At 40.4% G+C, this 24,123-nt stretch carries 21 protein-coding genes and 1 riboswitch; of the genes, 16 read left to right on the top strand and 5 right to left on the bottom strand.

Features of this window, described 5'->3' with window-relative positions; translation table 11 throughout:
- Position 1 precedes the first annotated feature (1 nt).
- On the bottom strand, positions 2-1,351 hold the full coding sequence (locus tag LPTSP_RS01460) for a PAS domain S-box protein (protein ID WP_108927081.1): 1,350 nt from the start codon (positions 1,349-1,351) through the stop codon (positions 2-4).
- Between the two features lie 187 nt (positions 1,352-1,538).
- Between LPTSP_RS01460 and LPTSP_RS01455 the strand changes: the two genes are divergently transcribed.
- Positions 1,539-1,970, top strand: a complete 432-nt coding sequence (locus LPTSP_RS01455) for an Hsp20/alpha crystallin family protein (RefSeq protein ID WP_108927080.1) — start codon at positions 1,539-1,541, stop codon at positions 1,968-1,970.
- Between the two features lie 84 nt (positions 1,971-2,054).
- Positions 2,055-2,612, top strand: a complete 558-nt coding sequence (locus LPTSP_RS01450) for an HdeD family acid-resistance protein (RefSeq protein ID WP_108927079.1) — start codon at positions 2,055-2,057, stop codon at positions 2,610-2,612.
- Positions 2,613-2,713: 101 nt separating this feature from the next.
- Here the strand turns inward: LPTSP_RS01450 and LPTSP_RS01445 are convergent, their stop codons facing one another.
- Positions 2,714-3,382, bottom strand: coding sequence for an NAD-dependent epimerase/dehydratase family protein (locus LPTSP_RS01445; protein WP_108927078.1), 669 nt, complete (start codon positions 3,380-3,382; stop codon positions 2,714-2,716).
- 4 nt (positions 3,383-3,386) lie between these two features.
- Entirely contained in the window at positions 3,387-4,556 is a 1,170-nt protein-coding gene (locus LPTSP_RS01440; RefSeq protein ID WP_108927077.1) for an MBL fold metallo-hydrolase, read from the bottom strand.
- A 160-nt stretch (positions 4,557-4,716) separates the two neighbouring features.
- Between LPTSP_RS01440 and LPTSP_RS01435 the strand changes: the two genes are divergently transcribed.
- A complete protein-coding gene (locus tag LPTSP_RS01435) occupies positions 4,717-5,253 on the top strand; it encodes a TetR/AcrR family transcriptional regulator (protein ID WP_108927076.1) in 537 nt (178 codons plus the stop codon).
- 133 nt (positions 5,254-5,386) lie between these two features.
- Positions 5,387-7,861 carry a SpoIIE family protein phosphatase gene (locus LPTSP_RS01430; RefSeq protein WP_108927075.1) on the top strand — a complete coding sequence of 825 codons (2,475 nt, stop codon included), beginning with the start codon at positions 5,387-5,389 and terminating at the stop codon, positions 7,859-7,861.
- A gap of 6 nt (positions 7,862-7,867) precedes the next feature.
- Here the strand turns inward: LPTSP_RS01430 and LPTSP_RS01425 are convergent, their stop codons facing one another.
- The gene (locus LPTSP_RS01425; protein WP_174704419.1) at positions 7,868-11,383 is read right to left on the bottom strand and encodes a nitrate reductase; all 3,516 of its coding nucleotides are present in this window, start codon (positions 11,381-11,383) and stop codon (positions 7,868-7,870) included.
- 337 nt (positions 11,384-11,720) lie between these two features.
- On the opposite strand from LPTSP_RS01425, the gene LPTSP_RS01420 reads away from it, so the two are divergent.
- The 3 genes from LPTSP_RS01420 (at position 11,721) to LPTSP_RS01410 (ending at position 15,702) form a co-directional block, all read left to right on the top strand.
- Positions 11,721-12,245 carry a hypothetical protein gene (locus LPTSP_RS01420; protein WP_108927073.1) on the top strand — a complete coding sequence of 175 codons (525 nt, stop codon included), beginning with the start codon at positions 11,721-11,723 and terminating at the stop codon, positions 12,243-12,245.
- Positions 12,246-12,533: 288 nt separating this feature from the next.
- On the top strand, positions 12,534-14,321 hold the full coding sequence (locus tag LPTSP_RS01415; protein ID WP_108927072.1) for an alginate export family protein: 1,788 nt from the start codon (positions 12,534-12,536) through the stop codon (positions 14,319-14,321).
- Positions 14,322-14,523: 202 nt separating this feature from the next.
- Entirely contained in the window at positions 14,524-15,702 is a 1,179-nt protein-coding gene (locus LPTSP_RS01410) for a two-component system sensor histidine kinase NtrB (protein WP_245915440.1), read from the top strand.
- Between the two features lie 45 nt (positions 15,703-15,747).
- Here the strand turns inward: LPTSP_RS01410 and LPTSP_RS01405 are convergent, their stop codons facing one another.
- Positions 15,748-16,335: a Crp/Fnr family transcriptional regulator gene (locus LPTSP_RS01405; protein ID WP_108927071.1), complete on the bottom strand. Its 588-nt coding sequence runs from the start codon at positions 16,333-16,335 to the stop codon at positions 15,748-15,750.
- A gap of 189 nt (positions 16,336-16,524) precedes the next feature.
- On the opposite strand from LPTSP_RS01405, the gene LPTSP_RS01400 reads away from it, so the two are divergent.
- The 9 genes from LPTSP_RS01400 (at position 16,525) to cbiE (ending at position 24,118) form a co-directional block, all read left to right on the top strand.
- A complete protein-coding gene (locus tag LPTSP_RS01400) occupies positions 16,525-17,379 on the top strand; it encodes an SDR family NAD(P)-dependent oxidoreductase (RefSeq protein ID WP_108927070.1) in 855 nt (284 codons plus the stop codon).
- 75 nt (positions 17,380-17,454) lie between these two features.
- A riboswitch (cobalamin riboswitch) is annotated at positions 17,455-17,638 on the top strand.
- Between the two features lie 139 nt (positions 17,639-17,777).
- Positions 17,778-17,960, top strand: coding sequence for a CbtB domain-containing protein (locus LPTSP_RS01395; protein WP_108927069.1), 183 nt, complete (start codon positions 17,778-17,780; stop codon positions 17,958-17,960).
- Positions 17,951-18,784, top strand: coding sequence for a CbtA family protein (locus LPTSP_RS01390; protein ID WP_108927068.1), 834 nt, complete (start codon positions 17,951-17,953; stop codon positions 18,782-18,784). The genes LPTSP_RS01395 and LPTSP_RS01390 overlap by 10 nt, the downstream gene beginning before the upstream one ends.
- A complete protein-coding gene (locus tag LPTSP_RS01385; RefSeq protein WP_108927067.1) occupies positions 18,781-19,971 on the top strand; it encodes a CbiX/SirB N-terminal domain-containing protein in 1,191 nt (396 codons plus the stop codon). The genes LPTSP_RS01390 and LPTSP_RS01385 overlap by 4 nt, the downstream gene beginning before the upstream one ends.
- Before the next feature lie 9 nt (positions 19,972-19,980).
- Complete coding sequence (locus LPTSP_RS01380) at positions 19,981-20,355, top strand: DUF3209 family protein (protein ID WP_108927066.1); 375 nt, start codon at positions 19,981-19,983, stop codon at positions 20,353-20,355.
- 8 nt (positions 20,356-20,363) lie between these two features.
- Entirely contained in the window at positions 20,364-21,119 is a 756-nt protein-coding gene (locus LPTSP_RS01375; RefSeq protein WP_108927065.1) for an FAD-dependent oxidoreductase, read from the top strand.
- Complete coding sequence (locus LPTSP_RS01370; RefSeq protein WP_108927064.1) at positions 21,120-22,226, top strand: cobalt-precorrin-5B (C(1))-methyltransferase; 1,107 nt, start codon at positions 21,120-21,122, stop codon at positions 22,224-22,226. It abuts the gene before it with no gap.
- Positions 22,227-22,895: a precorrin-8X methylmutase gene (locus tag LPTSP_RS01365; RefSeq protein ID WP_108927063.1), complete on the top strand. Its 669-nt coding sequence runs from the start codon at positions 22,227-22,229 to the stop codon at positions 22,893-22,895.
- Positions 22,892-24,118 (top strand): precorrin-6y C5,15-methyltransferase (decarboxylating) subunit CbiE, encoded by a 1,227-nt coding sequence (gene cbiE / locus LPTSP_RS01360; protein ID WP_108927062.1) that lies wholly within the window; start codon positions 22,892-22,894, stop codon positions 24,116-24,118. The genes LPTSP_RS01365 and cbiE overlap by 4 nt, the downstream gene beginning before the upstream one ends.
- The last annotated feature ends 5 nt before the right edge of the window (positions 24,119-24,123 follow it).

The raw sequence follows: 24,123 nt of genomic DNA, 5'->3' as shown, positions 1-24,123 counted from the left end.
TTTAATTCTTCGCGGATTTAAAGCCGATCGTGACGACGGCTCCACCCTCTGGATGATTTTCGATTTTTACTTCCGAATCGTAAAGATAAAATTTCAAACGTTCAGAGATGTTTGCGATACTTCTGGAATGAATATTTGCATCGCTCAATCCTTTTCCGTTATCTCGGATGGTTACCATCGCTTTTCCGTCTTCTATAGAAGCTTTGACGCTGATCTTTCCTTTTCCTTTTCTATCTCTCAAACCGTGTATATACGAATTTTCCACAAGAGGCTGCAAGGTCAAAGGTGGGATCTGACACTGCTTAAAATTCCCTGATTTTTCGGATTCCACCTCTAAGAAGTCGGAAAACCTAAGTTTCAGAAGTTGGAGATAATTTTCCATAAATTCCCATTCTATATCGAAAGGGACGAGTTGCTGATTCGCCTGGTCCATTAAAAATCTATAATTATCTGCAAGCATTAAAATGGCTGAATCCGCAAGCCCAGGATTTGTCTGCAAATAAGAATGGATAATGCTCAAAGTATTAAAAAGAAAATGAGGACTCATCCTATCTTGTAGGATTTTCAGATTATTCTCCGCGTGTCTCGCCTTCTCCTCCGTTTCTTTTCTTTCAGTGATATCGTTACGGATGGCCAGATATTGATATGGTTTTCCGTTACCGTCCAAGATGGGAGAAATAGTGGTATCCACCCAATAATATCTTCCGTCTTTAGCCTTGTTCTTAATTTCACCCTGCCAAATTTTTCCTTTGGCAATTGTCTTCCAAAGATCTACAAAAAATTCCTTAGGATGGTATCCTGAGTTGATGATACGATGATTATGACCTAAAAGTTCGTCCCTTGAATAACCGCTGATATCGCAGAAGTTCTGGTTCACATAAATGATTGTCCCGGCCCTATCTGTGATTGCCACGATAGAAACCGCGTTAAGTGCAGTTTGAAAGTCAGAAAGCTCTTTTAAGGAACTTTTTAATTCCCTTTCAATTTCTTTGGTCCTCGTGATATCCACTCCCACGAACCATTTCGTGGAACCAAAGAGGGGAAATTCTGAGGAAATATTAGAAAGAGAGACTAACTTGGCTTTTCCTTCCTTAGAAATTAGATCTAATTCCCAATTTTTAAAATCCGAGTTCAGAAGTTCAGGATTGAATTCGGAAGATTCCCCTTCTTCCTTTACCTGGATCAGATTTTTAAAGGAGAAGTTTTGATCATTCAAAATTTCCTGGGAAGAAAACCCTAAAACTCTTTGGCATTCATGGTTCCAAGATACAGGCCTAAGGTTTTCATCCAAGGAAAAGAAAAGGATAGGCATATTATCCAAAACCTTTTTCAGCCTTCTTTCGTTATCCATAAATCCCTGAACCTACGAGTCTATTTGAGTAAGTCTTCGTTAGATTAAAAAGTCCCGATTCTTACTCAATCAAAATTATGCGGAAAATCCTGTATGTTTGCTTTTTACTTTTAGATCGTGCCGTTTTCCCCTTCGGCCGTTGACTGATCGAGAAAATTGGTCTAAAACGTTTTCAGGAGTATTCGCGATGAATAGTATAACCAAACCCACAGATCATTTTCTGAACCTTTCCAATTTGGACCATTTCTTCCAGTCCTGGAACGAGCTATTGAACAAAACTACCCTCCAGCATATTCCAGCGGTTAACGTAGTAAAAACTAAGGACGGATATGAAATGGATTTCGCAGCTCCAGGATTGGAAAAAGGGGATTTTAAGATCGATTTAGAGGGTGATCAGCTGACCGTAAGCGCCGAGAAAAAATCTGAATCCAAGCAAGAGGATAAGTCCTATAGCAAAAGAGAATACAATTATTCTTCTTTTAGCAGGACATTCACGCTTCCGGATAACGCGATCAAGGATCAAATCAGCGCTAAATACGATAATGGCGTGTTAAAACTCACAATTCCCAAGAAGGAATTAGAAGCTCCGAAAAAACCCGTAAAAATCGGAGTAAATTAAAAAGCGACTAACAAGAGCTGAATACTCGGCGAGTTAGTTCCGATTCGCCGATTTTTTTCAATCTGTATAATCGATTAACACATCATGACAAACATAACAATACAAGAATCTAAACATTGGTGGCTTCAAATACTAGTCGGCATCCTATGGATCACAACGGGAATTTTGACAATCCTATTTCCTGGACAAAGCTTTTTAGTATTGGCCCTCGCATTTTCGGTCATCTTGGCCGCGACCGGAGTAAGCCATATCATATTTTCATTATATAACAGGAAATATGCGGAAATATTCATCTGGAATTTAGTAGTTGGAATCTTAGACGTTCTGATCGGTTCTCTATTATTCATTCACCCAGAGATAACTGCAGTCACACTACCTTTTATATTTGGATTCTTACTTATCTTTCGATCAATTTCCCTTATATCCTTTTCGATAGAGATACGAAGACTTAGGAATTCTCACTGGGGCTATGTTCTTGTCTTAGGAATTTCCACCCTACTTTTCGCGATATTTGTATTATTCTATCCTTTGATCGGAATATTTACGATCATCTTCTGGACAGGCGTAGGCTTTTTTGTATCCGGTTTAGGAAATTTATATTTAGGCTGGAAAGAATTCAAGATAGAAAGATCTAAATATTAATTCTTTAACATTAACACGGTTCCCTAAAATAGCTATGGGGAACCGGTCCATTTTTCTTTATGACTAACTCGAAAGAAGTGTCGTATTCATAAAAACCAAATCTAAATTTTGGAATCGGCTAATATCAAAATATCCTCCACTTCTACAGTGTTCTTACTATAACCCTCAGCGCTCGCGCGGATCATTGCAAGCGCAAGTTGTTTCAAAGTAGAAACACGTTTAGGAAAAATCGTTCTTAAAACGGGAAAAGCCCAACCAATATACTTATAAGCGGATAAAGTATTTTTTGCTCCCGGGGTTGGATGCATATAACCTGGACGAAAATTATATACTTTTGCAAAAGGAAGTTTTAATAGATCATTCTCAGTTTTGCCTTTTACTCTCGCCCACATAGTTTTTCCTTTTTCAGTGCTATCCGTTCCCGCTCCCGAAATATAAGAAAAGCTCATATTAGGATTTAGAGAAGCCAAGGTACTTGCCACATTCAATGTCAATGTATGAGTGAGTTTAAAAAATTCGTCTTCCTTTAAGCCTATGGAAGAAACTCCAGAACAGAAAAAACAGGCATTATAACCTTTCAATTTGTCTTTGATCGAAGAAATATCCGAAAAATCAGAATGTAGGACTTCCACCACCTTTGGATGATTGATGCCATACGGTTTTCTATTCAATAAAAGTATCTGTTCCACATTCGGATCTTCCAAACATTCGAGTAGAACGCCTTCTCCCACCATTCCTGTGGAACCTGTAATAATTACTCTTAATTTCATTTGATTACCTCGCACTCGCAGTGATCTCTTCCAGTTGGCTGGATAAGATAGGATCTTCCTTGCCGGACTTAAAAGGAAGTTTAGGCCACCAAGCTATATAATCCTTTTGTAAATCAGGTTCCGCACTTTCTCCAGGTTTTGGAGTGATAACGGTAACCCCGAGTTCTTTAGATTTTTCTAAAACTCTTTCCACAGGTTCCGTCCAGCCGTGAGAAGCAAGAGCGAATAGTCCCCAATGGATCGGAAGTAGAACCTTTCCTTTAAGTTGAGTATGAGCGATCACCGCTTGCTCAGGTCCAATATGCCAATCTGGCCAGGCTTGGTTATATTGACCTGTCTCTATCATAGTTAGATCGAAAGGTCCGTATTTCTCTCCGATCTCTTTCATCTTAGGGAATAAACCTGTATCTCCCGAAAAATACACCCTATGTTTTGGTCCTATTAACGCATAACTGGACCAAAGTTTTTCATCATTGTCTAAAAGATATCTGCCGGAAGCATGTCTTGCAGGTGTACTTACTATCTCTAGATCTTTGATCTTCTTCGTTTCCCACCAATCCAATTCTATAATTTTCGCATCAGGAACTCCCCAATAAGAAAGATTCGCTCCTAAACCGAGAGGAACCACAAACAAAATGTTCCTGTCTTTCAATTTAGAGATTGTCCCAAAATCCATATGATCATAATGGTCATGAGAAATTAATACCAAATCTATTTCAGGAAGATCTTCCAAAGAGATCAAAGGAGGATACCATCTTTTAGGACCGATCCAAGAAGAAGGAGAAGTTCTTTCCGACCAAACGGGATCGGTTAAGATCCGAACTCCATCCAATTCTATCAACGAAGAGGAATGTCCAAACCATGTAACCCTTAAACCCGACTCAGGTAGTTTAGAAAATCTTGATTTTTCAATATAAACAACCGGCACAGGGCCCTTAGGGTCTACCTCAGGACTCGGACGGAACATACTGCCAAGAGCCGCCCAGAAATCGTTAATCAGAGGTTGTGGATTCACAAATTGCCCTTCTTTCCATTGGGGGGAACTCTGCATTCTGATCAGTCTTTCTCCTTCTGCTCTTTTTCCCATTGCCTGGCAGGTATAAAAAAAGGATCCCGCCAAAAAGAAGATCAGTATCGGGAAAAACCATTTTCGAGAATTATGCGCATTCTTCATTTTATATCATTTCCTATTTCAGAACAGATCTCCGGGATCTCCGGGATCTCCGGCAGATATAATTCTTACATTTTGACAATTTAAATCAAAGTTGTCAACATTTCAGACCTGGGAAGTTTTATAAAGTTGACATTTTTTTATAAATTTGTCAAATAATCTTATGACTCGGAAGACAGTCCTTGTAGACAAAGAAAGGAAAAAGGAAATTTTAGACGCAGCCTTAGATTGTTTTCTCCAATTCGGATATTCCAAAACCTCTATGGATGATGTCGCCAAACAGGCGAATTTGTCCCGTCCTCTTCTCTATCTAAAATTCAAGAACAAAGAAGATCTTTTCCAAGGGATTTTCGATTATACCTTGGCAGGAAGTTACGAAGAAGCTGAGAAAGTTCTGTATCAAAATATTTCTCCGCAACAAAAACTTCTACGCGTCTGCGAACTGATATTGATCGAGCCCTGGTCTAAAATAGAAGGAAGGCCCAAAACTGCGGAATTTTATGAAACCTGTTCTAAATTATCTCCTAAGAGTACCCAAAAATACGAAAGACAGATCATTAAATTTGCAGAACGTATATTAGGAGACAAAGAAAGCGCAAAAGTGTTTTTCCTCGCCTTAGAAGGACTAACGGCAGACCTTCCAAAAACGAAAGTATTGCACAAAAGAGTCGAATTGCTCACCGAAAGATTTACACGTTAAGATATTTTTGGTTTTCAATAATTTTCCGACCTTTCCGGGTCGAAAATTACAATCATGCTACGTCTTAGGATTTAGCTCTTGCCAATAAATTGGGGTATTATACCCTGCAGCTGACTTTTTATCAGAATACGTAATGACCATACTGAAATTTATCATTCCATCTAATTTACACAGATTTGTCGCACAAAAACTTCTTATATTCTGCCTAGTTTTTTCCTTTGGCAATTGTGAGAGAGCCTCCTGGATCGCTGAAGATTCTATTCTTTCCCTGAACGGAGAATGGGAATTTATCTCCGACAATAATACAAATCCTGATTTCAAAAAAGGAACTAAGATCACCGTTCCGTTTGATTTTAGTTCGGACGATGTTTACCAAAAATTTGACGGATGTATTTCTATACGTCATGCGCTACCGGAGAAGGTCCGCGCTTTGATGAACCAGCAGACCTCGGTTGCAATCGACTCCGGTCACAGTTCGGATTTCGCAGAATTTTATCTAAACGAAACTTCTAAATTAGGTCTGATAGGAAAAACAGGAAGAAGAGATCCATATCTCTCAGGACAAGACGGCCGAGTTATATCTGTACTTCCTGCAGGAGCATTTCGTCCAGGCGGTGAAAATTTTATCTACGCAAAGATCTGTACAATTCCGGGAAAACCTTTCCATTGGAGTGGACCAGAAATTTCTTTAGGTCTTTCAGAATCCATTTTTAAAAAATTCGGATTAGAGTTGAGTGTCGCATTTTTATTAGCAGCGGTTTACATTAGCGTTGGACTCTATCATCTTCTTTTAGCGGTAAGAAGACCAAGCGATATATTCAATTTGTATTTTGGATTGTTTGCGATATTCTTCTCCATATTCCATCTTACCAATAATTCCACTGCAGAAATACTTTTCGGTTCTCATAGACAATTGCAGTCCAAGGTGGACCAATTTTCCCTGATGATGTTCATCGGAAGCCTTCTTTTATTTATTACAAGGTTCTTCCAGGGAAAACATCCAAAATTCGCAATCTATTCGGCTGCCCTCTACGGATCCGTAGCTTTTTTAGATATATTCGTAAATCAGTATATTCGGGATTTATTACTTACAGTAGCCGCCGGACTCACGGTAGTTTTTGTCCTTCCTTATATTTCATTTATTACGGGAAGGTCCGCCTGGAAAGGGAACTCAGACGCAAGGTTACTCTTGGGAGGCGTTGCATTGATCGCTCTCGGTGGTGTGCACGACTATGCGGTAACAAACAGACTCATCAATTCCGCATTGATCATGCCTTTTACCTTCCTGGCGTTCATCTTAGGGATTGCATTCATATTGGCCAACCGTTTCGTTCGAGTTCACAACGAAGTGGAAGAGTTGAATGCGAGTCTTGAGGAGAAGGTCCGTCAAAGAACGAACGACCTTCAAAAAAGCCTAACAGAGATCAAAGAACTCAAACACCAACAAGACGGTGATTATTTCTTAACTTCTCAGTTAATGCAACCATTAGCAGGAAATTATGGACATAGCGATATAGTAAGAGCTGAAATACTTTGCCGTCAAAAGAAACGATTCCAGTTCAGGAATTGGCAAGGAGAACTAGGCGGGGACTTATGCGCAGTATATTCCCTGAAATTAAAAGGGAGACCTGTATTAGTTTTCTTCAATGGAGATGCGATGGGCAAATCCATGCAGGGAGCCGGTGGAGCCCTCATCATGGGGACCATTTTTAAGACTATTGTCACAAGAACTCAAAACACCGCAGAGATGCAGGAACTCTTCCCGGAACATTGGTTAAAAAGATGTTATCATGAACTGAAGAGTGTATTCGTTTCCTTTGATGGAAGAATGTTGATCTCCATGGTAGTAGGTATCGTGGATGAGGAATCAGGCCTCATGTATTTCATAAATGCGGAACATCCTCAAGTTGTGATGTACAGGGATGGAAGAGCGGATTTCCTATCTGAAAACGGAATGTTGAGAAAAGTAGGAGTGGAAGATCCGGACGAAGTATTCGTAGTCCAAACACTCCAACTCAAACCGAATGATGTCATCCTGATCGGCTCCGACGGAAGAGATGACGTGCAACTTGGGATTAATGAAGACGGGAATCAGATCATCAACGAAGACGAAAGAGCATTTATAAAAGATGTAGAAGAAGCGAAAGCCGAACTACTCCAAATAGAAGCGCTTATCCGCTCCAGAGGAGATATCATTGACGACTTAAGCCTTGTAAGGATTTCTTATAAGGAAGAAATGACTTCAGTCGCAGATATCCTAGACGATCCTTTCCAAAACCAACCAGTTCCGGATGCGATTTCCGAGAAATCAAATCGCAGAAAAGCTCTCAGAAATGCGATAGAAGAAAAGGATTATATCTACGTTGGATCGGAAGGGCAAAAGTATTTGGAAAAATATCCGGACGATAGCTCGGTCTACCTTTGGGTTTCCTATGCACTTGCAAGACTTGGAAATTACGAGAAGGCGATCGATTTCGGAGAAGTTCTTCTTATGAGAGATCCGAATCATTCCAAAAATTTGGAACATTTAAGCAAACTACATTATAAAAATGGAAACAAACTGAGAGCAGAAGCTTTGTTGGCGGCATCCAAGTTCAAACTGGATTGAGATCTTTTAGGCTTCCTTTAGCATACTCTTGAGGATCGTACTTACTTCCAAACGGCAGCTTCCGCATCCAGTTCCGGCACCTGTTCTCCGGCCGATTGACTCCAGGGTTTTTTCTCCATCCCGGATGGCCTCTTTGATATTCCCCTCACCCACTCCATTGCAAGAACAAACCACTCTTCCTTGGAGAGGTTTCATCATCTCTCCGTCGTTCAGAAGATGTTTCCTGCGATCTCCCAATTCTATCCCCGAAGAAACCCAGTCTTTCATTCTACTAAAAGAAGATTTGTCTCCGATCAAAATGGCGGCTACCAATCTGTCGTTTCGGATAATACATTTTTTATAAAAACGTTTTTTACGATCTAAGAATATAATCTCCTCGAACTCTCCCCTTTTTTCTTTAGGGATTTCCATAGGAATATCCGGGAGCCGGATGCTAGCCAATTCCAATCCGGGGATTTTCAAGATATGAGCATGTAAGGAACCTGTGTATTCGTTAAACGCATAACCGAATAAATGTTGAGCCGCAACCTTCGCCTGATCATCCACGGCGGAAATATTTCCGTAAGTTCCGGTTTTGTGTTCCGCAATTTCTCCTATACAGTAAACATCAGGATCGCTTGATCTTAAAAAGGAATCCACCACAACTCCGCTATTACAATCCAATCCGCCTTTCACTGCGATCTCAAAATTCGGCTTGGTCCCGATTGCGAAGATGATCCCATCCGGTTCTATAAAATTCCCGTTTGTGAGCTGGACTCTGGAAACTCTTTCCGTTCCTTCTATCTTAGAAATTTCACATTCAAATATTAATTCTATTCCTCTAGATAAAATCTCTTCCTTTAATATTTCCGCTCCAATCTTATCTAACTTTTGGGACATCAAACGATCGGATCTGACAAGAACAGTCACCTGCACGCCCACACCTTTTAAAGCGGCCGCAAGTTCCAATCCTAAAAGTCCTCCACCCACGATCAATGCATGGGATTTTGGGACAAAAAACCCCTTAATACGATCCGCATCCGATTTACTTCTTAAACTGAATACTCCCTGCATTTCAGGAGGGACCTTTGCAGGCCAGACAGGAGAGCTCCCCATGGCGAGCACTAGTTTATTATAAGAATATAATGTTCCTTCCGTATCGCGGACCTTCTTCCCTTCCGTATAGATCATTTGAATGGATTTATTTGGAAATAGATCCAGATTCCAGGATTTAACTTCTTCCGGATCGAGAGGCATTAGATCGTCGAATTCCTTCTCCCCTCCGATATAATCAGGAAGAAGCACCCGATTATAAAACGGGTTTTCTTCTCTGCACATTACAGTAATATCATCACCTGGAGCAAGATCCCTATATTGCTTTAAGAATGCGTAAGCAGCGGTTCCGCCACCTACGATTAGTATTTTCTCCTTAGGTTTTTTATAAGGAGTAATACGGACCGCAGAAATTTTAAAACCAGGTTGTTTGGAAAGCGGATCTGAAGCGGAGCTTGTGAGATTATTGGATCTGAATATATCGGTTCCATTCTTTCTTCCCCAATGCATCGGCAAAAAGACAACACCTCGTTTGATAGATTCGGTCAGAAGTGCTTTTGCTCGAACAGTTCCTCTCTTGCTCGAAATGGTCACTACCATTCCATCTTTGATATCGTATTTGTAAGCGTCGTCCGGATGGATCTCTAAAAATGGTTCGGGTCTATGTTCTCTTAATTTTTTGACCTTACCTGTCCGAGTCATCGTATGCCATTGGTCCCTGATTCTGCCCGTAGTAAGCACCAAAGGAAAATCCTCATCTGGCTTTTCGGAATCGTCTTCGGATCTTACTGAGTGGATCCGTGCCTTTTCACTCTTTCTATAAAATTTTCCATCTCCGAATAATCGTATACTATCAGGATGCCCCTTATGAGGATAAGGCCATCTTACAGTTCTATATTTACGAATTTCTTCATAATCTAAACCTAATATATCTATCTTGGTCCCTTCTGTTAATCTGCAATGTTCCAGAAAAATTTCTTCTTCGTCCGAATAATTGAAAGAAGAACCAAATCCCATTCGTTTCGCAAAATCTTGTATGATCCAAGAATCCGCTTTTGCCTCTCCTGGAGGTTCCAAAATTTTGGGAAGAAGGGAAATACTCCTATCGGAGCTTGTCATTGTCCCTTTCTTCTCTGCCCAACCGGCAGCAGGCAAAACAAGATCCGCAAAAGGGATCACACTCGAGTCGGCAGAAATATCCTGAACCACCACAAACTCGGCCAAGCGAAGTCCCGACTCTGCCGCCCTCACATCGGGAAGACTGACTGCTGGATTTGTACAGATGATCCAAATAGCCTTCATTTTTCCGGAGGCAAGCTTCTCAAAAATTTCAGTCGCACTATAACCTGGAGTCTCGGAAATAGAATCCACTCCCCAAAATTTTGCGACTTCCTTTCGATGTGCCGGATTTTCCAGATCTCTATGAGCAGGAAGAAGATTACAAAGTCCGCCGACTTCTCTTCCGCCCATAGCGTTGGACTGACCCGTTAAGGAGAATGGCCCGGCCCCAGGTTTTCCGATCTGCCCAGTAAGAAGAGAAAGATTGATCAAAGCTAAATTTTTATTTACACCAATCACACTTTGGTTTAAACCCATTGCCCAAAGGCTGATAAAACCTTTTGATTTTGAGATGTACTCGGCAGTTTGATAAATTAATTCAGGAGAGATCCCGCAGATCTCCGCCGCCTTCGGAACTGAAATCTCGAAAGTCTTCGTTCTTAATTCTTCAAAACCTTCCGTGTGATCCTGGATGAACTTAGGATCTATCCAATCCTTCTCTATTAGAATTCTTGCAATTGCATGAAATAGATATATATCCGTTCCGGGATGGATCTGTAGATGAATGTCCGCGTGTTCGCAGGATTCTGTCCTGCGAGGATCCACAACTATCAATTTAATATTCGGATTTTCCCTTTTTCTCGCCTCAATCCTTCTGAATACGATCGGATGGCACCAGGCTGGATTTGCACCTGCCACCAAAAAACAATCCGCAAGATCCAGATCCTCATAACCAACAGGAACGGCATCTTCTCCGAATGCCATCTTATACCCTGTGACTGCAGAACTCATACAAAGTCTGGAGTTTGTATCTATATTATTTGTTCCTAAAAAGCCCTTAGTTAACTTATTTATAATATAGTATTCTTCAGTTAGAAGTTGCCCCGAAACATAAAAACCCACGGAATCAGGTCCGAATTCTCGGATAAAACTTTTAAATTTTTCCGCTGCCAGGTCGAGAGCCTTTTCCCAACTGGTTCTTTTTAAGGGAGAAAAACGATCTTCCCTCATCATAGGAAATAAAAGTCTATCCGTCCTATCCATGGTGGAATAATGCAAATTCATCCCCTTAGAACAAAGGATCCCTCTGTTTGTAGGATGATCCGGATCCCCGCTCACTGAAATATCCAGGGGTCCGGACTTTTCTACTTTCAGGCCACAGCCCACCCCGCAATACGGGCAGGTTGTCTGAAAGGTTTCCGAGTTTTGCATATCGATATTCATGCAATTATCACGCCAGATCCTGGATTATTTGAAAAACAGGCCAAATACGGGCGTCCTGGATCTGTTTTCCAGGGGAAGGAACTCCTTCATCCTTAGATCCAAGGCAGTTTGTATAGAATTTCTGCAATGTAGTATCTTCGACAAACTCATATTGTAAAGGTCAACCCGGCTCCATCCAACCAAGAAATGAAGAATACACACTGGAATTAGGATTCAGAGTGATCAGAAACGAATTGTCTTTCTTTTTTAGATCTGGCATTTATCCTGCATATAAAGAAAAAGTATTCCTTGGATACGAACGGTCCCCCAGGCTCATACCCAAAAAATGAAAGAGAAGAACGAGCATGAAATTTTGTTTTTTTTCTATTCCCAAGCGGATTTTTTAGAGGAAGTCTGGGCGGAATACAAAAGATCTCCTGCAAAACTTTCCTGCTTAAATCTTGTGAATTGGATCTTTGCCGCATTTCCAATCTATGAAGACATTTCTAAACTTCTCCCTTCAGTGATCTCAAAAACAAAACTAGCCTCCGAAAACGGAAATGATCCCGACTTTTCTTACGAATTAAAAAAAGTAGATATAAATATAAAAACTCCGAGCGAATTAATTTCGATCTACAAAAGAGTTTTCGAAAGTAAACAAGCGGATAAGAAGAAGGCTCTCCAATATAGCAAATACTTCTGGAATCTACAAAAAGAGATCCAGGAAGGAAGAAAAGGTCCATTGCTAGTTTCACTCGAAGAAACCGCCAAGAGTATTATTCGCTTCAATAACGAACTCGAATTGGAATTGATAGAGCATTACGGATTCAATTTCCGTAAAAAACTGAATATAGACATCATTTCTCAATAAGCAAATTTTATGCCAATGTATTATTATTTCTATAAATAGTGCAAACAAGCATGTATTTATTCTTATTCGGAGCCGTCGAAGATACTACAGAAATAATTTTCCTAGAAAACGTACTCATATTCTACAGTACGCTCATATTTGAATCGTATTAAAAAGAGAGCACTCGATCCAAATTTCAGCAGATCGATCCTATCCGCCATTTTATTCAACATTCATATATTTTTCCCATATTGGCACACTAATTGCTATAAGGTTTGGAAAGATACTTTTACTGTGGGCTGCTCTTGAATGTATACGTTCCCGAAACTAAAGCTTAATTTCCTATTTCTCTTAATAACTATCGTTATTGGTATTCCCGTGTATTCGGAAGAAGACCCGAATAAAAATGCGAAGGAAACAAATCAGAACCCTCTCCCTTCTTCTTCGGATACGAACAAGACGGAAAGTCCTGACCCTAAAACTAAGAAGCAAGAACCTAAATACAACTCTCCCTGGAAAGGAAATATTCCTGTAGATCATCTTAGAACTCTTCTGGTCACTCCTGAACAGATGAAAGATACTCAAAAATCGGATCTGTTTTGGTTGGATAATCTAAAACTAGGAGTTTCTGTGCGTCCTAGATTCGAATCCAGAGAGAATCCTGACTTCAACAAAAAGACGGATGACTATAGTTCTTTTGTAGGACAGAACACTCAGCTTTGGTTCTTATTCGATCCTTCTCCCTATTATGCGATCAAAGTTACATTCCAGGATAGCAGACTTTGGGGCGGAAGCCAGACCCCTCAGAATGCCGGCAACTGGACTTACGGACTCAGTACTGGCGCCGGAACCACTTTGACTCCAACTACATCTAATAATACGAACATCAGGAATAATACTGATATTAGAGAAGCTTATATAGTATTCAAAAAAACTGATAAACTTCCTGTTTCCGTTTTAGTAGGTAGACAGGTATTTGCATTTGGGGATCTGAAAATTGTCGGTCCGTTAAATTGGCTTCATACCGGCTTTGCATTCGATGGGGTCAGATTTGTGCACGATTCTCAATGGTTTAGATCACATGTATTTGGGACAATCTTATCCAATCAATACGATGCTCCTTACGGTTTGACCACAAGTAATGGAAGATCCAAAGGCTCAATAGATCAGGCATACTTTTTCGGTGCTTATAATACGATCAAGTTTGGAGAGGAAGCTCATCTGGATCTATATGCGTTCGGAGTTTCTAAAAAATGGATCCCAAATCCGAATCCTACCGACTTTGATGATCGTTTGAAACAAAGAGACGATCTATTGACTACAGGTTTTAGATTCACCAATAGAACGAATAATAACCTTTTACCCGCCGGAAAGATTTGGGACTGGACCATAGAATCTGCATGGCAATCGGGAATGACCGGGGACAGAGTAAAAGCGGATTGGGACATCTTAGATCAAAAGGCCGCTAACGGTAAGAATATTTATACGGAGAAGGTGCAGTATGACACAAGATTTCTCTCTTTGGACACCGGGATCAAGGTCAATGATTGGATCCGTCTAGGCTTAGGATACACTTATGCATCGGGAGATCCGAATAGATCCGATTCAAAGGTCGGCACTTGGCAGAGTTTATTCCCTCAGATCGCAGGTTCTTTTCCGAACTGGAATACTATGAATGGGCAATCCTTAATAGCTGGCTTCGAGAATATAAAATCCTATTCGATCAGAGCGAATCTCAAAACGGAATACGGAATGTTCGTGTTTGCAATCTACGATACCCAAAAGGCAAATCTGCAAGATGCTTGGTATAAAGTTTCGGGAGTTCCGAATACAGGAGCAAGCACAGAAAACTATTCCAACGATAAGTTCTCTTATGAGAATTCCAGATTAGGAAGAAGGTTATTCTATCAATACGATTTCACTTGGATCTATAATTACACTGATTCCGTTTCTATCTGGATGGGGCTTTCCCTCGTGAAGGCGAAAGAAGCGATTGGAAACGAAAGGACGAATCCTTTTGCTTCCGATCCAGACAAAAGATACACATTCGACGACACTTCTAAATTCTTTTATCTCATGGTCTCCGCCTCCCTATAAGGCAATCCTTTCCTTAGGAGGGGTCGAATTTTCGACCTCTCCTTTCTTTTTTCAAAGAAGTGTGAGATCTACTTATTCTCTAGATTAAGTTAGACTATGATTTATCCATTTACGGACTTTAAAACGGATACATAATTTATTAACAATAGTTAAGACGAAAACCTTCTCATTCTCTGTCAGAAAGATTATGGAAGAGAAGGTTATGCAAAACTGCGATGAAATTCCTCCAAAAATAAACCAGCCCTCCGGTTTTTTGGAGAAGGATTTTTTACCTAAGGAGATGGGATGGGATGAATGGTTCTGCCAAGCGGCCCAGTTCAAGAACATACTTTACCATTCTCCAAACGGATTTGCGATCGTATCTTTGGAAGGAAGATTTATAAGTTCAAATCCAGCGCTTTCTCAAATTTTAGGTTATTCTGAAAACGAATTGGTCGGAATGAGTTTCGAATCTATTACTTATTCGGACGATCTAGAAGAAGATATTCGATCCAGAGACCAATTTTTAAAAGGTCCGGCTTCTACTTTTAAAAGGAAAAAAAGATACATCCATAAGGACGGACATCATCTTTGGGTCCAGATCGATGTGACTTTGATACGTAACAAAATAGGAAATCCGAATTATTTTGCGATCCAGTTCCAAGATATTACCAAACACCATGAATTAGAAAAACAACTCATACATTCCCAAAGAATGGAATCGATCGGTTCCCTTGCCGGAGGAGTGGCCCACGATTTTAATAATATTCTAACAGTCGTTTTAGGCTACACTACTCTCTTACAAAAGAATGCAGAACACCCTGAAAAGATCTTACAATATTCTGAAATAATAAAAAAAACTGCGGAAAGGGGTTCTTCATTAATAAAACAACTTTTAACCCTGGCAAGAAAGGTAGAATCGGATCTTAAACCTTCTATCGTAAATGATCTACTCTCAGAGGCGGTCCATATAGCTGCTTCTACCTTTCCTAAATCAATTCGAGTTATTTCCGATCTTCCACAAGATCCGATCCTGGTCCAAGCGGATCATAATCAGATCCATCAGGTTTTTCTGAATTTATTCTTAAATGCGAAAGACGCCATGCCAAGCGGCGGATTACTTTCCATAAGATTAAGAATGGAAGAAGGAGATTTTATTTCTCCGGAGCAATCCCAAAAGACTGCGGTGATTGAAATTTTGGATAGCGGAACCGGGATAGATAGAAAAACCATCCGTAAAATATTTGATCCGTTTTTCACTACGAAAGAACCCGGAAAAGGAACAGGATTAGGCCTTTCTATCGTTTATGGTATTTTAGAAAATCATAAAGGAAAGATCAAGGTAGAAAGTGAGCTTGGGTCCGGTACGAAATTTTCAGTTTACCTCCCAGTTTTGGATTAGAATAAATCCGGAACATTCTTCCGTTTATAAGATTTTGTAAAAAATCTATTTTTGTTCCTTCCAGATCCTATTTCTGATCCTACTTAAGGACACAGGGGTGATCCCTAAAAAAGAAGCGATATAATGCTGAGGAATACGATTCGCGATGTCTTGTTGTTCTTTGATCAAATTTAAATACCTTTGCTCCGGACTGTCCCTGATCCTGGACAAAAACAAATTCATATACGTATCAAACCTTTCAGCAACATACTCCAATAAAAAACCCCGAACTTCTTCATTCTCCTTATATATGATCTCTGCATCTTCTCCGCTCAGGATCAATAATTCTGTCGGTTCTATACTCTCCACACTCAATTGACTGTCTTTGTAAGTTCCTCTATAACTATGAATAGAAGTGATTGCTCGGTTCTCTGGAAAAAATGCGATCGTGATATCCCTGCCCTTATCTTCGAATTTTAACCGTAAGCATCCCTTTTTAACGATGAAAATGTTTTTGGTATAAACCCCTCTTTTGATGAGCACGGTTTTTGCCGGGACTTTCCTTTCTTTTAACATGGAAGTATAACGATCCCAATTCTTTTCTAAACTTGGGATCTTCTTCCTTAGATTTTCCAGAAAAGGTATGTCCTGCATTGTTGGAGCCTTGAATTCTCCCGTATTCAGTATCACGGGAATGAAAAGGCAAGATTTGTTTTAGGACCAAAACCTGGAATTTAAGATTTTGGAACAAGTTCTCGAATTCTTTGCGTAAAAAGTTTCGAATTAGATTGAATAGTTTTCTAAAAAGGGAAATCTTGCCCGCATCGAAGAGAATTTTTCAACATGTCATTCAGCAGATACAAAGGTAAAAAAGCATTTATAACAGGTGGTTCCGCAGGCATAGGCAAAGGAATTGCAATCGAATTAGCGAAGGCAGGAGCAAGTGTAATCGTTTCTGCCAGAGGAAAATCTAACTTAGAAAAAACAGTCCAAGAATTGAAGGCTGTTGGAGCTCCAACAGCAGTCTTTGGATACGCAGTTTTGGATGTGTCAGATAAGAAAGCTTTAGAAAAAGAAGCCAAAAAGGCAATCCAAACCTTAGGAGGATTAGACCTTTTGATCTGCAGCAGCGGTTTTGCAAAAGCAGGAGAAGCTTCCGACCTAGATGACGAAGTTTACAGAAACCTAATGGATGTGAATTATTTTGGACATGTGAACAGCGCACTTGCATTTAGCGACCATTTTGCCAAACAAAAAAGCGGAGAGATCGTATTCTTAGCCTCTACCTTGGCATTCTTTTCCATCTATGGTTACGGAGCTTATTCAGCGAGTAAGTTTGCGATCGTAGGTTTTGCACAAGGTTTCCGCCAAGAGATGATGCTTCATGGAGTGAAGGTAAAATTATTTCTTCCACCTACTACAGACACTCCAGGTTTGGAAAAGGAGAATACCGACAAACCTGAATTGAGTAAGGAAATAGAAATGGGTTCCGCATTAAATAGAGTGCATTCGATCATTTCTGTCGCAAAGGCAATTCTGAAATGGATCCCGAATTCAAAATTTATCGGATACACAGGCTGGGATTCTTGGCTCCAATATTTTCTATTCAGGCATTTTCCAGAATTCAGTATTAAACTTACGGATTCGGAATTAAAAGCGGCTCAGTCCAGACTGGACAAGAAAAAACAGAAAGTATAAGCGTTGTGCATATATTTTTATTCGATCGCGAAATAAAAGGCTATACAAAATTACTCAACTAAATAGATCCTAAAATTTCAGACAATTTTTGTAGGAACATAGATGGTCTCATCTATGGGAAGACGGTGCAATTCCGTCACGGTACCCGCCGCTGTAAGAGGGACAAAAGGCACAAGATGTCACTGGGTGTAAAACCTGGGAAGACGTGCTGAGTAGGACGATCTCGAGTCAGAAAACGACCTTACAAAAATCCTGAAGCTACGTGATCCAGTCTCGGATGTAAGACGGGCCGTAACTAAACTCAAATTAATTTTGTTCGTACGATGCTTAGGCGCAATCTTTTGTACCTAGATATCGTTTATATCTTGTTAGGTGAAGATCTCTTAGGAGGGATTTTTATGCGCTCGATCTCCGTTTCGAAGGATATTTCGAGAGCCAGATTATGGCTTCGAGGTTCTATTCTGGTTCTATCCGTATTCCTTGCCTTTTCTATGATCTATGTAGTAGGCCTGGAACCCATGGTGTATTTGCACGATACTTTCCATGATATCAGACATTCCACGGGATTTCCATGCCATTAAGATCAGGATTTTCTGATCTTTTAAAGACCGGATTATTAGTCGGCCTAGTATCCGGTTTCGTTTTGGGGATATTGGTTTGTGTATGGAATCTTCCGCTGATCTTAGAAGCAGAGAAGTTTGAATCCAAATCCAAATCCAAATCCATATCCATATCTGAAAATTCAAATACTGGCAAAACGCATATCCACTCTAATGGGCATGGAGAAACTCATTCCCATGCGAAAGCACAGACTAACACTTCCGATGAAATTGTGAGCGGAGGTCTTTTTCAAAAGAGAAATTTGGGAACTATCGTCGGCTCTACTCTATTAGGGATTTCTTTTGGAGTTTTGCTCTCGATCTGGATTGCCTTCTTTCCTCTAAACGGATTCTTTGAAAGTCTATCCTTATCCAAGGCAATCATCCTAAGTATTCTATTTACTATCGGAGGATTTTTAATCTTCTTCGGGATCCCATTTTTAGGACTTCCTCCCGAATTGCCAGGTAGAGCCTCGGGTGCTTACGACTATCCGGAAAGACAGGCCTGGTGGTATCTTTGTGTCGGTTCTAGTTTAGCAGGCGCATTGGGGTCTCAGACCATTCTATCTTATTTAAAAATTCGTAATCTATTAAAATGGACCTTAGCAATAGTAACGGCCCTATTTTTTGTAGGTTTTCCCTTTTACCTTGGAGTTCCTAAAATTTCCGAGGACTTTGCCGCGCCGAAAGAATTAAGAATTCAATTCGAATATACAACCCTTCTCACAAATCTGATCTTCTGGTTCTTATTATCGTCTTTATTTTTTCTACTCTGGAAACCTAAACAGGTATTGGGATTCAAATGAAACCTAAACTCGCGGTATTGGTGTTGGGTCATGGAAGCAGGGAAGAAAATTCCAATTTGGAATTTGTTTCCTTGGTTGAGGCCTATTCGCTTACCCGCCCAGATCTAAAAATTTCCCACGCTTATGTGGAATTAGCGAAACCGGATCTTGAAACTGCGCTGAGAGAACTTAGCGAAGAATATTCTAATATTATTATATTTCCTCTTTTTTTATATACTTCCGGTCATATAAAAAATGATATTCCAATCGTTCTGGATAGGATCAAGTCGGAGTTTCCTAACCATTCTTTCAAAATAACAAATAGTTTAGGCATCCATTCTAAGATGGTATCCTTACTCAGAAAACGTGCAGAAGAATTTTTACCTCCGAATAAAGAACAATCTTCTAAAACTGGAGTGATCATTGTAAACAGAGGATCTTCTGATCCGGATGCAAACGGCGATTTTTATAAAACGGTTCGATTATTCCAAGAAGGGAATCATTTCTCCTTTGTTCTTCCCTCCTTCATAGGGATCACCAGCCCTCTTCTTCAAGATACTTTGGAGATGGCTTCCAAGTTGAGACCGGAAAAACTTCTGGTGGTCCCCTACTTTTTGTTCGGTGGTAAGTTGATCCAAAAGATCTCCTCCTTAGTACAAAACTTCTCCGAAAAATTCCCTTGGATCAAAACTGAGCTATCTTCCTACCTTGGCCCGGATCCGGAACTATTCTCCGTTATGGATGAAAGGATCCAAGATTGTATTTCCGGGAAATTCTCTCTTCCTTGTGATACCTGCGAATACAGGGCACAACTTCCAGGTCTTTCTAAAAAGGTTGGAGGTTTGAAGGCTCTTCTTTGGAGTATCCGTCATTTGGAAACTCATAACCAAGCAGCTCCACATATATTCCCTCATCGTAATTTACAAAAACATATATTTGTTTGCGAGAATATAGACTGCGCAAGCAAAGGAAGTTCTGCCCTAGTGTCTCGGATAAGATCCATTTTGAAAGTACAGGGAAAACATTTGGATTTTAAAATTTCCCGTTCTTCTTGTATGGGAAGATGCGGAGAAGGTCCCGTAGTAGTAGTCTATCCGGACGGAGTTTGGTACCAAAAAGTAAGCGTCGACGATGCAGAGGATCTGGTTTCCGAGCATCTTTTACAGGATAGATTGGTTTCCCGTTTAGTTGATAATATTATGCAATAGGAATATAGTATGGCATGTCATGAAATTGCGGCTTTAAGATTAGGAATGATGAATGTTCTTGGCATCAAGGATGAATCGGTGATCCAACATGAAAAAAATGAAATAGGAACGGAAGCACTTTCTTACCCCGGACCGATCCAATCATTGACGAATGCGAATAATTTTGAGGACCTGATCCGATTTTTCGAAGCAAGCTTGGTCGAGTTAGAACAAAAAATTTCAGGGCTTACACCAAAAGATCCTAAATCGGGATATTATACTTCTCTTCTCATCCTTACAAAAAAAGTGGAACTCGATCTGAAAAATTCCGCCAAAGCATTCCAAACCTTATATCTGGATTTAGAAGAAATGCACGACTTTGTGCATGAGATCTACCCGTCTTAGGAGGAACATTGAACCAAAAACTTCTCAAATTAGTCCATAAGGAAAATGTAAGTCCTTCGTCTGATATTTACTGTTTTGAAAGATCGGATGGATCTCCTTTTGAGTTTGTAGGAGGACAATACGTTATTCTAAATACTGGGAACGATAGCGAAGGAAAACCGATCAAGAGGGCCTATTCTATTCTGTCTTCCGATTCCAAAACGGATTCTTTTCAGATCTGCGTTAAACGTTTAGGTACCGGAAAAGCATCTAGCATCCTTCCTGAATTGAAATTAGGAAACGAATTAGAATATTCAGGGCCTTGGGGAAAATTTGTAGGAGATCCAACATGGCCTTCTCCCGGTTTTTCTCTTATTCTGGCGACGGATACTGGGATCACTTCTCTTGCGGGACTTCTTCTTTCCCAAAAATTTTCAGGCCGTTTAGATAGCACAACAGCTGTTTGGTTCAAAACAAAAGAGGATGATTTTCTTTCTGAAAAAGAATTAAAAAATCTTTTCAAAGGGACTTCAAATTTTCCGAACATATTCCAGATCCCTTCCGTTTCCGATCCAAATAGGATCTCAACTGTATTAGAAATTTTGAAATCGATTTTGGGAGACTGCACCGTTCCGGAGAATGCATTTTTAAGCGGGGATGGAAATATTATTAGAGAAGTAAGATCCGAACTGGTCCGTTTGGGAACATTAGAATCCAGGATAGGAATGGAAGCATTCTTTAATACTCAGAGAAATCCTGCTCCTAACTTAAGCCTCGGAGTATAAATGGCAACCAAAGAGCTAAGAGAAGGTTTTACTACGGGCGCTTGCTCAGCCGCAGCGGCAAAAGCAGCCACCCGAGTTCTGATCTTAGGCCAAACTATTAAGGAAATCGAAACTACTCTTCCAAATAAAAGAAAAGTCATTTTCGAACTAAAACGTTGTGAGATATCCGAGGATAGCGCTGTTTGTAGTATCATCAAAGACGCAGGAGACGATCCGGATTGTACTCATGGAGCGGAGTTAACTGCAGAAGTAAAACTTAACCAAGAAAACAAAATCGTATTAAAAGGTGGAGAAGGAGTAGCAGTAGTTACCAAAGCGGGACTCGGTTTAGAAATAGGAGAGCCTGCAATCAATCCGGTGCCTAGAAAGAATATTACGGAAATGATCTTAGAAGAATTGATAGGCTCCACATTTTCAGGCGCAGAAGTAACCATCAGCGTTCCAGGCGGCCAAGAGATGGCCAAAAAAACAATGAATGAACGTCTGGGATTGATCGGGGGAATTTCCATACTAGGCACCACTGGGATCGTAAAACCGTATTCCACTGCGGCATATAAGGCAAGTGTAATACAGGCGATACAAGTCGCAAGAGAATACGGAGAACAAACTATCACCTTAACTACGGGAGGAAAGTCCGAAAAGTTCGCAATGGACCTTCTTCCTAATATGAATGAAATCGCATTTATACAAGTCGGCGACTTTATTGGAACAGGGATCAAAACTGCAATCAAAGAAGATATCCACCATGTGGTCATAGTGGGAATGATCGGAAAACTCTCAAAGATGGCTGATGGCGTAATGATGACCCATAGAGGAGGATCTTCTGTAAATACTAAGATGCTTGCAAATATCGCAAGAACTTTAGAAATCCCTGAAACGGTTTGTTCCAGTATAGAAGCGGCGAATACAGCAAGACATGTATTAGATATTTGTAAAGAATCCGGGCATTTTCATATCACTACCAGGATCTGCGAGATCGTTTCCCAAAATTGTTCTAAACACGGATTAGGTTTAAGAGTTTCCACTTATATGGTGGATTTTGACGGAACACTTTTAGGAAAGTTCGAGGCTCCGGAAGGCTGGGGAATCAAAGGAGAAGCGGAATAAATGAACGATATGCGACAAATGACTTCTTTAGGAAGGGAAATCGAAAATAATTCCTTTGCCATCATAGATGAAGAAGCGGGACATCATCCTCATCCTCCGGGTGACTGGGAAGTTGTTAGAAGGATCATACATGCTACTGCGGATTTTGAATATAGGGATCTAACAAAGATCCAAGAAAATGCGATTAGAGACGGCATCCAAGCTTTGAAAAATGGATGCCCGATCATTTGTGATGTTCAGATGATCATCGCAGGTTTAAACAAAGAACGTTTGGACGCTTATGGTTGTAGAACTTATAGTTTCATCAGTGATCCGGAAGTGATCCATAGAGCGAAGGAAAATAACTCAACAAGAGCAATAGAGTCCATGCGCAAGGCCGCTAATTTAGGACTTTTGAATGGAAGTGTGATCGCGATTGGAAATGCACCTACTGCTCTTTTAGAGACCGTAAGACTCGTGCAAGAAGAAGGTGCACGACCTTCTCTCGTGATTGGAGTTCCCGTAGGATTTGTATCCGCCGCGGAATCAAAAGAAGCATTATTAGATATTAAATTCCAATCCGAATTTTCCATTCCTTACATACTTACTAGAGGAAGGAAGGGAGGGAGCACCATCGCAGTTTCCATCATACATGCACTCTTACTTCTTTCTACGGAGAAGAAATTTTGAAAGCTGTTACCGTTATAGGGATTGGGGACGACGGCTGCGTCGGACTTTCCAGTAAGGCGATGGGTGCTGTCGCAAGAGCAAGAGTTCTTGCGGGCGGAGAAAGGCATCTGGACTTTTTCCCACAGTTCGATGGGGAAAGGATCATTATCAAAAATGATGTGGTTCGAACTGCGGAGAAGATTGCAGAACTTTCTGCGGAGCATACGATATGCGTCCTTGCTTCGGGGGATCCTCTTTTTTTTGGAATCGGAAATCTGATCTTAAAAAAAGTAGGAAAGGATCATGTAGAATTCATTCCGGCTCCGAGTTCTATCCAAAACGCTTTTTCTAAAATTGCTGTCAAATGGGACGATGCCTCATTTATTTCCCTACATGGCAGACCAATCGAGGGATTCATTACAAAATTACATTGTATATCCAAGGTCGCTTGTCTCACAGACGAGTCAAACTCCCCCTCTAAGATCGCAAAATATCTATTACATTATTCTGAAACAGAATGGAAAGCATTCGTATGTGAAAATTTGGGAGGAAAAGAGGAGAAGGTCCGTGAATTCGAATTGGAAACCTTGGCGGAGACCCAAAATATTTCCGACTTAAATGTATTAATTCTTCTAAGAAAAGATCCGAATTGGAAACCTTCTCCACTTCTTCCTTTTTTAGGAGAAGAAGAATATGCCAAACGTCTTCCTAAGAAAGGACTGATCACGAAAAAAGAAGTCAGAATACTTTCTCTTTCTGCTTTGGAAATCCGAGCAGATTCGGTGGTTTGGGATATTGGAGCAGGCTCAGGAGCAGTTTCGATTGAAGCGGCAAGGATCGCCAGAGAAGGAAGAGTATATGCGATTGAAGTGGATCCGGAAGGAATCGAGATCTGCGAACAAAATATTCTCAGCCATAAAACGGATAATGTTTTTTTAATACATGGAAAAGCTCCTCAAGCGTTGATCGACCTCCCCTCTCCAGACTGTGTTTTCATAGGGGGCTCCAAGGGAAACATGAAAGAGATCATAGAACTCTCTTGGGAAAGATTAGGCTCAGGCGGATGTTTGGTAGCAAACGCGATTACCTTAGATAATGTTTCCGAAGCTTATAAGACATTCAGGGACATGGACCTAATCCCAGAAGTGAGCCTCATCAATATCTCCAGAGGACAAAAACTCGCCGATTATCTCAGATATGAGGCATTAAATCCGATCCATATCTTTAAAATTAGGAAATCGTAATACAT

Origin of the sequence: Leptospira johnsonii (assembly GCF_003112675.1) — a bacterium.
Lineage (GTDB): Bacteria > Spirochaetota > Leptospiria > Leptospirales > Leptospiraceae > Leptospira_B > Leptospira_B johnsonii.
This window is presented reverse-complemented; position numbering and strand designations above follow the sequence as displayed.

Bases quoted from the DNA above. Each gene is read 5' to 3' on its own strand.
- LPTSP_RS01460 (WP_108927081.1), bottom strand. From the start codon at position 1,351: ATGGATAACGAAAGAAGGCTGAAAAAGGTTTTGGATAATATGCCTATC.
- LPTSP_RS01455 (WP_108927080.1), top strand. From the start codon at position 1,539: ATGAATAGTATAACCAAACCCACAGATCATTTTCTGAACCTTTCCAAT.
- LPTSP_RS01450 (WP_108927079.1), top strand. From the start codon at position 2,055: ATGACAAACATAACAATACAAGAATCTAAACATTGGTGGCTTCAAATA.
- LPTSP_RS01445 (WP_108927078.1), bottom strand. From the start codon at position 3,382: ATGAAATTAAGAGTAATTATTACAGGTTCCACAGGAATGGTGGGAGAA.
- LPTSP_RS01440 (WP_108927077.1), bottom strand. From the start codon at position 4,556: ATGAAGAATGCGCATAATTCTCGAAAATGGTTTTTCCCGATACTGATC.
- LPTSP_RS01435 (WP_108927076.1), top strand. From the start codon at position 4,717: ATGACTCGGAAGACAGTCCTTGTAGACAAAGAAAGGAAAAAGGAAATT.
- LPTSP_RS01430 (WP_108927075.1), top strand. From the start codon at position 5,387: ATGACCATACTGAAATTTATCATTCCATCTAATTTACACAGATTTGTC.
- LPTSP_RS01425 (WP_174704419.1), bottom strand. From the start codon at position 11,383: ATGCAAAACTCGGAAACCTTTCAGACAACCTGCCCGTATTGCGGGGTG.
- LPTSP_RS01420 (WP_108927073.1), top strand. From the start codon at position 11,721: ATGAAAGAGAAGAACGAGCATGAAATTTTGTTTTTTTTCTATTCCCAA.
- LPTSP_RS01415 (WP_108927072.1), top strand. From the start codon at position 12,534: ATGTATACGTTCCCGAAACTAAAGCTTAATTTCCTATTTCTCTTAATA.
- LPTSP_RS01410 (WP_245915440.1), top strand. From the start codon at position 14,524: ATGCAAAACTGCGATGAAATTCCTCCAAAAATAAACCAGCCCTCCGGT.
- LPTSP_RS01405 (WP_108927071.1), bottom strand. From the start codon at position 16,335: ATGCAGGACATACCTTTTCTGGAAAATCTAAGGAAGAAGATCCCAAGT.
- LPTSP_RS01400 (WP_108927070.1), top strand. From the start codon at position 16,525: ATGTCATTCAGCAGATACAAAGGTAAAAAAGCATTTATAACAGGTGGT.
- LPTSP_RS01395 (WP_108927069.1), top strand. From the start codon at position 17,778: ATGCGCTCGATCTCCGTTTCGAAGGATATTTCGAGAGCCAGATTATGG.
- LPTSP_RS01390 (WP_108927068.1), top strand. From the start codon at position 17,951: ATGCCATTAAGATCAGGATTTTCTGATCTTTTAAAGACCGGATTATTA.
- LPTSP_RS01385 (WP_108927067.1), top strand. From the start codon at position 18,781: ATGAAACCTAAACTCGCGGTATTGGTGTTGGGTCATGGAAGCAGGGAA.
- LPTSP_RS01380 (WP_108927066.1), top strand. From the start codon at position 19,981: ATGGCATGTCATGAAATTGCGGCTTTAAGATTAGGAATGATGAATGTT.
- LPTSP_RS01370 (WP_108927064.1), top strand. From the start codon at position 21,120: ATGGCAACCAAAGAGCTAAGAGAAGGTTTTACTACGGGCGCTTGCTCA.
- LPTSP_RS01365 (WP_108927063.1), top strand. From the start codon at position 22,227: ATGAACGATATGCGACAAATGACTTCTTTAGGAAGGGAAATCGAAAAT.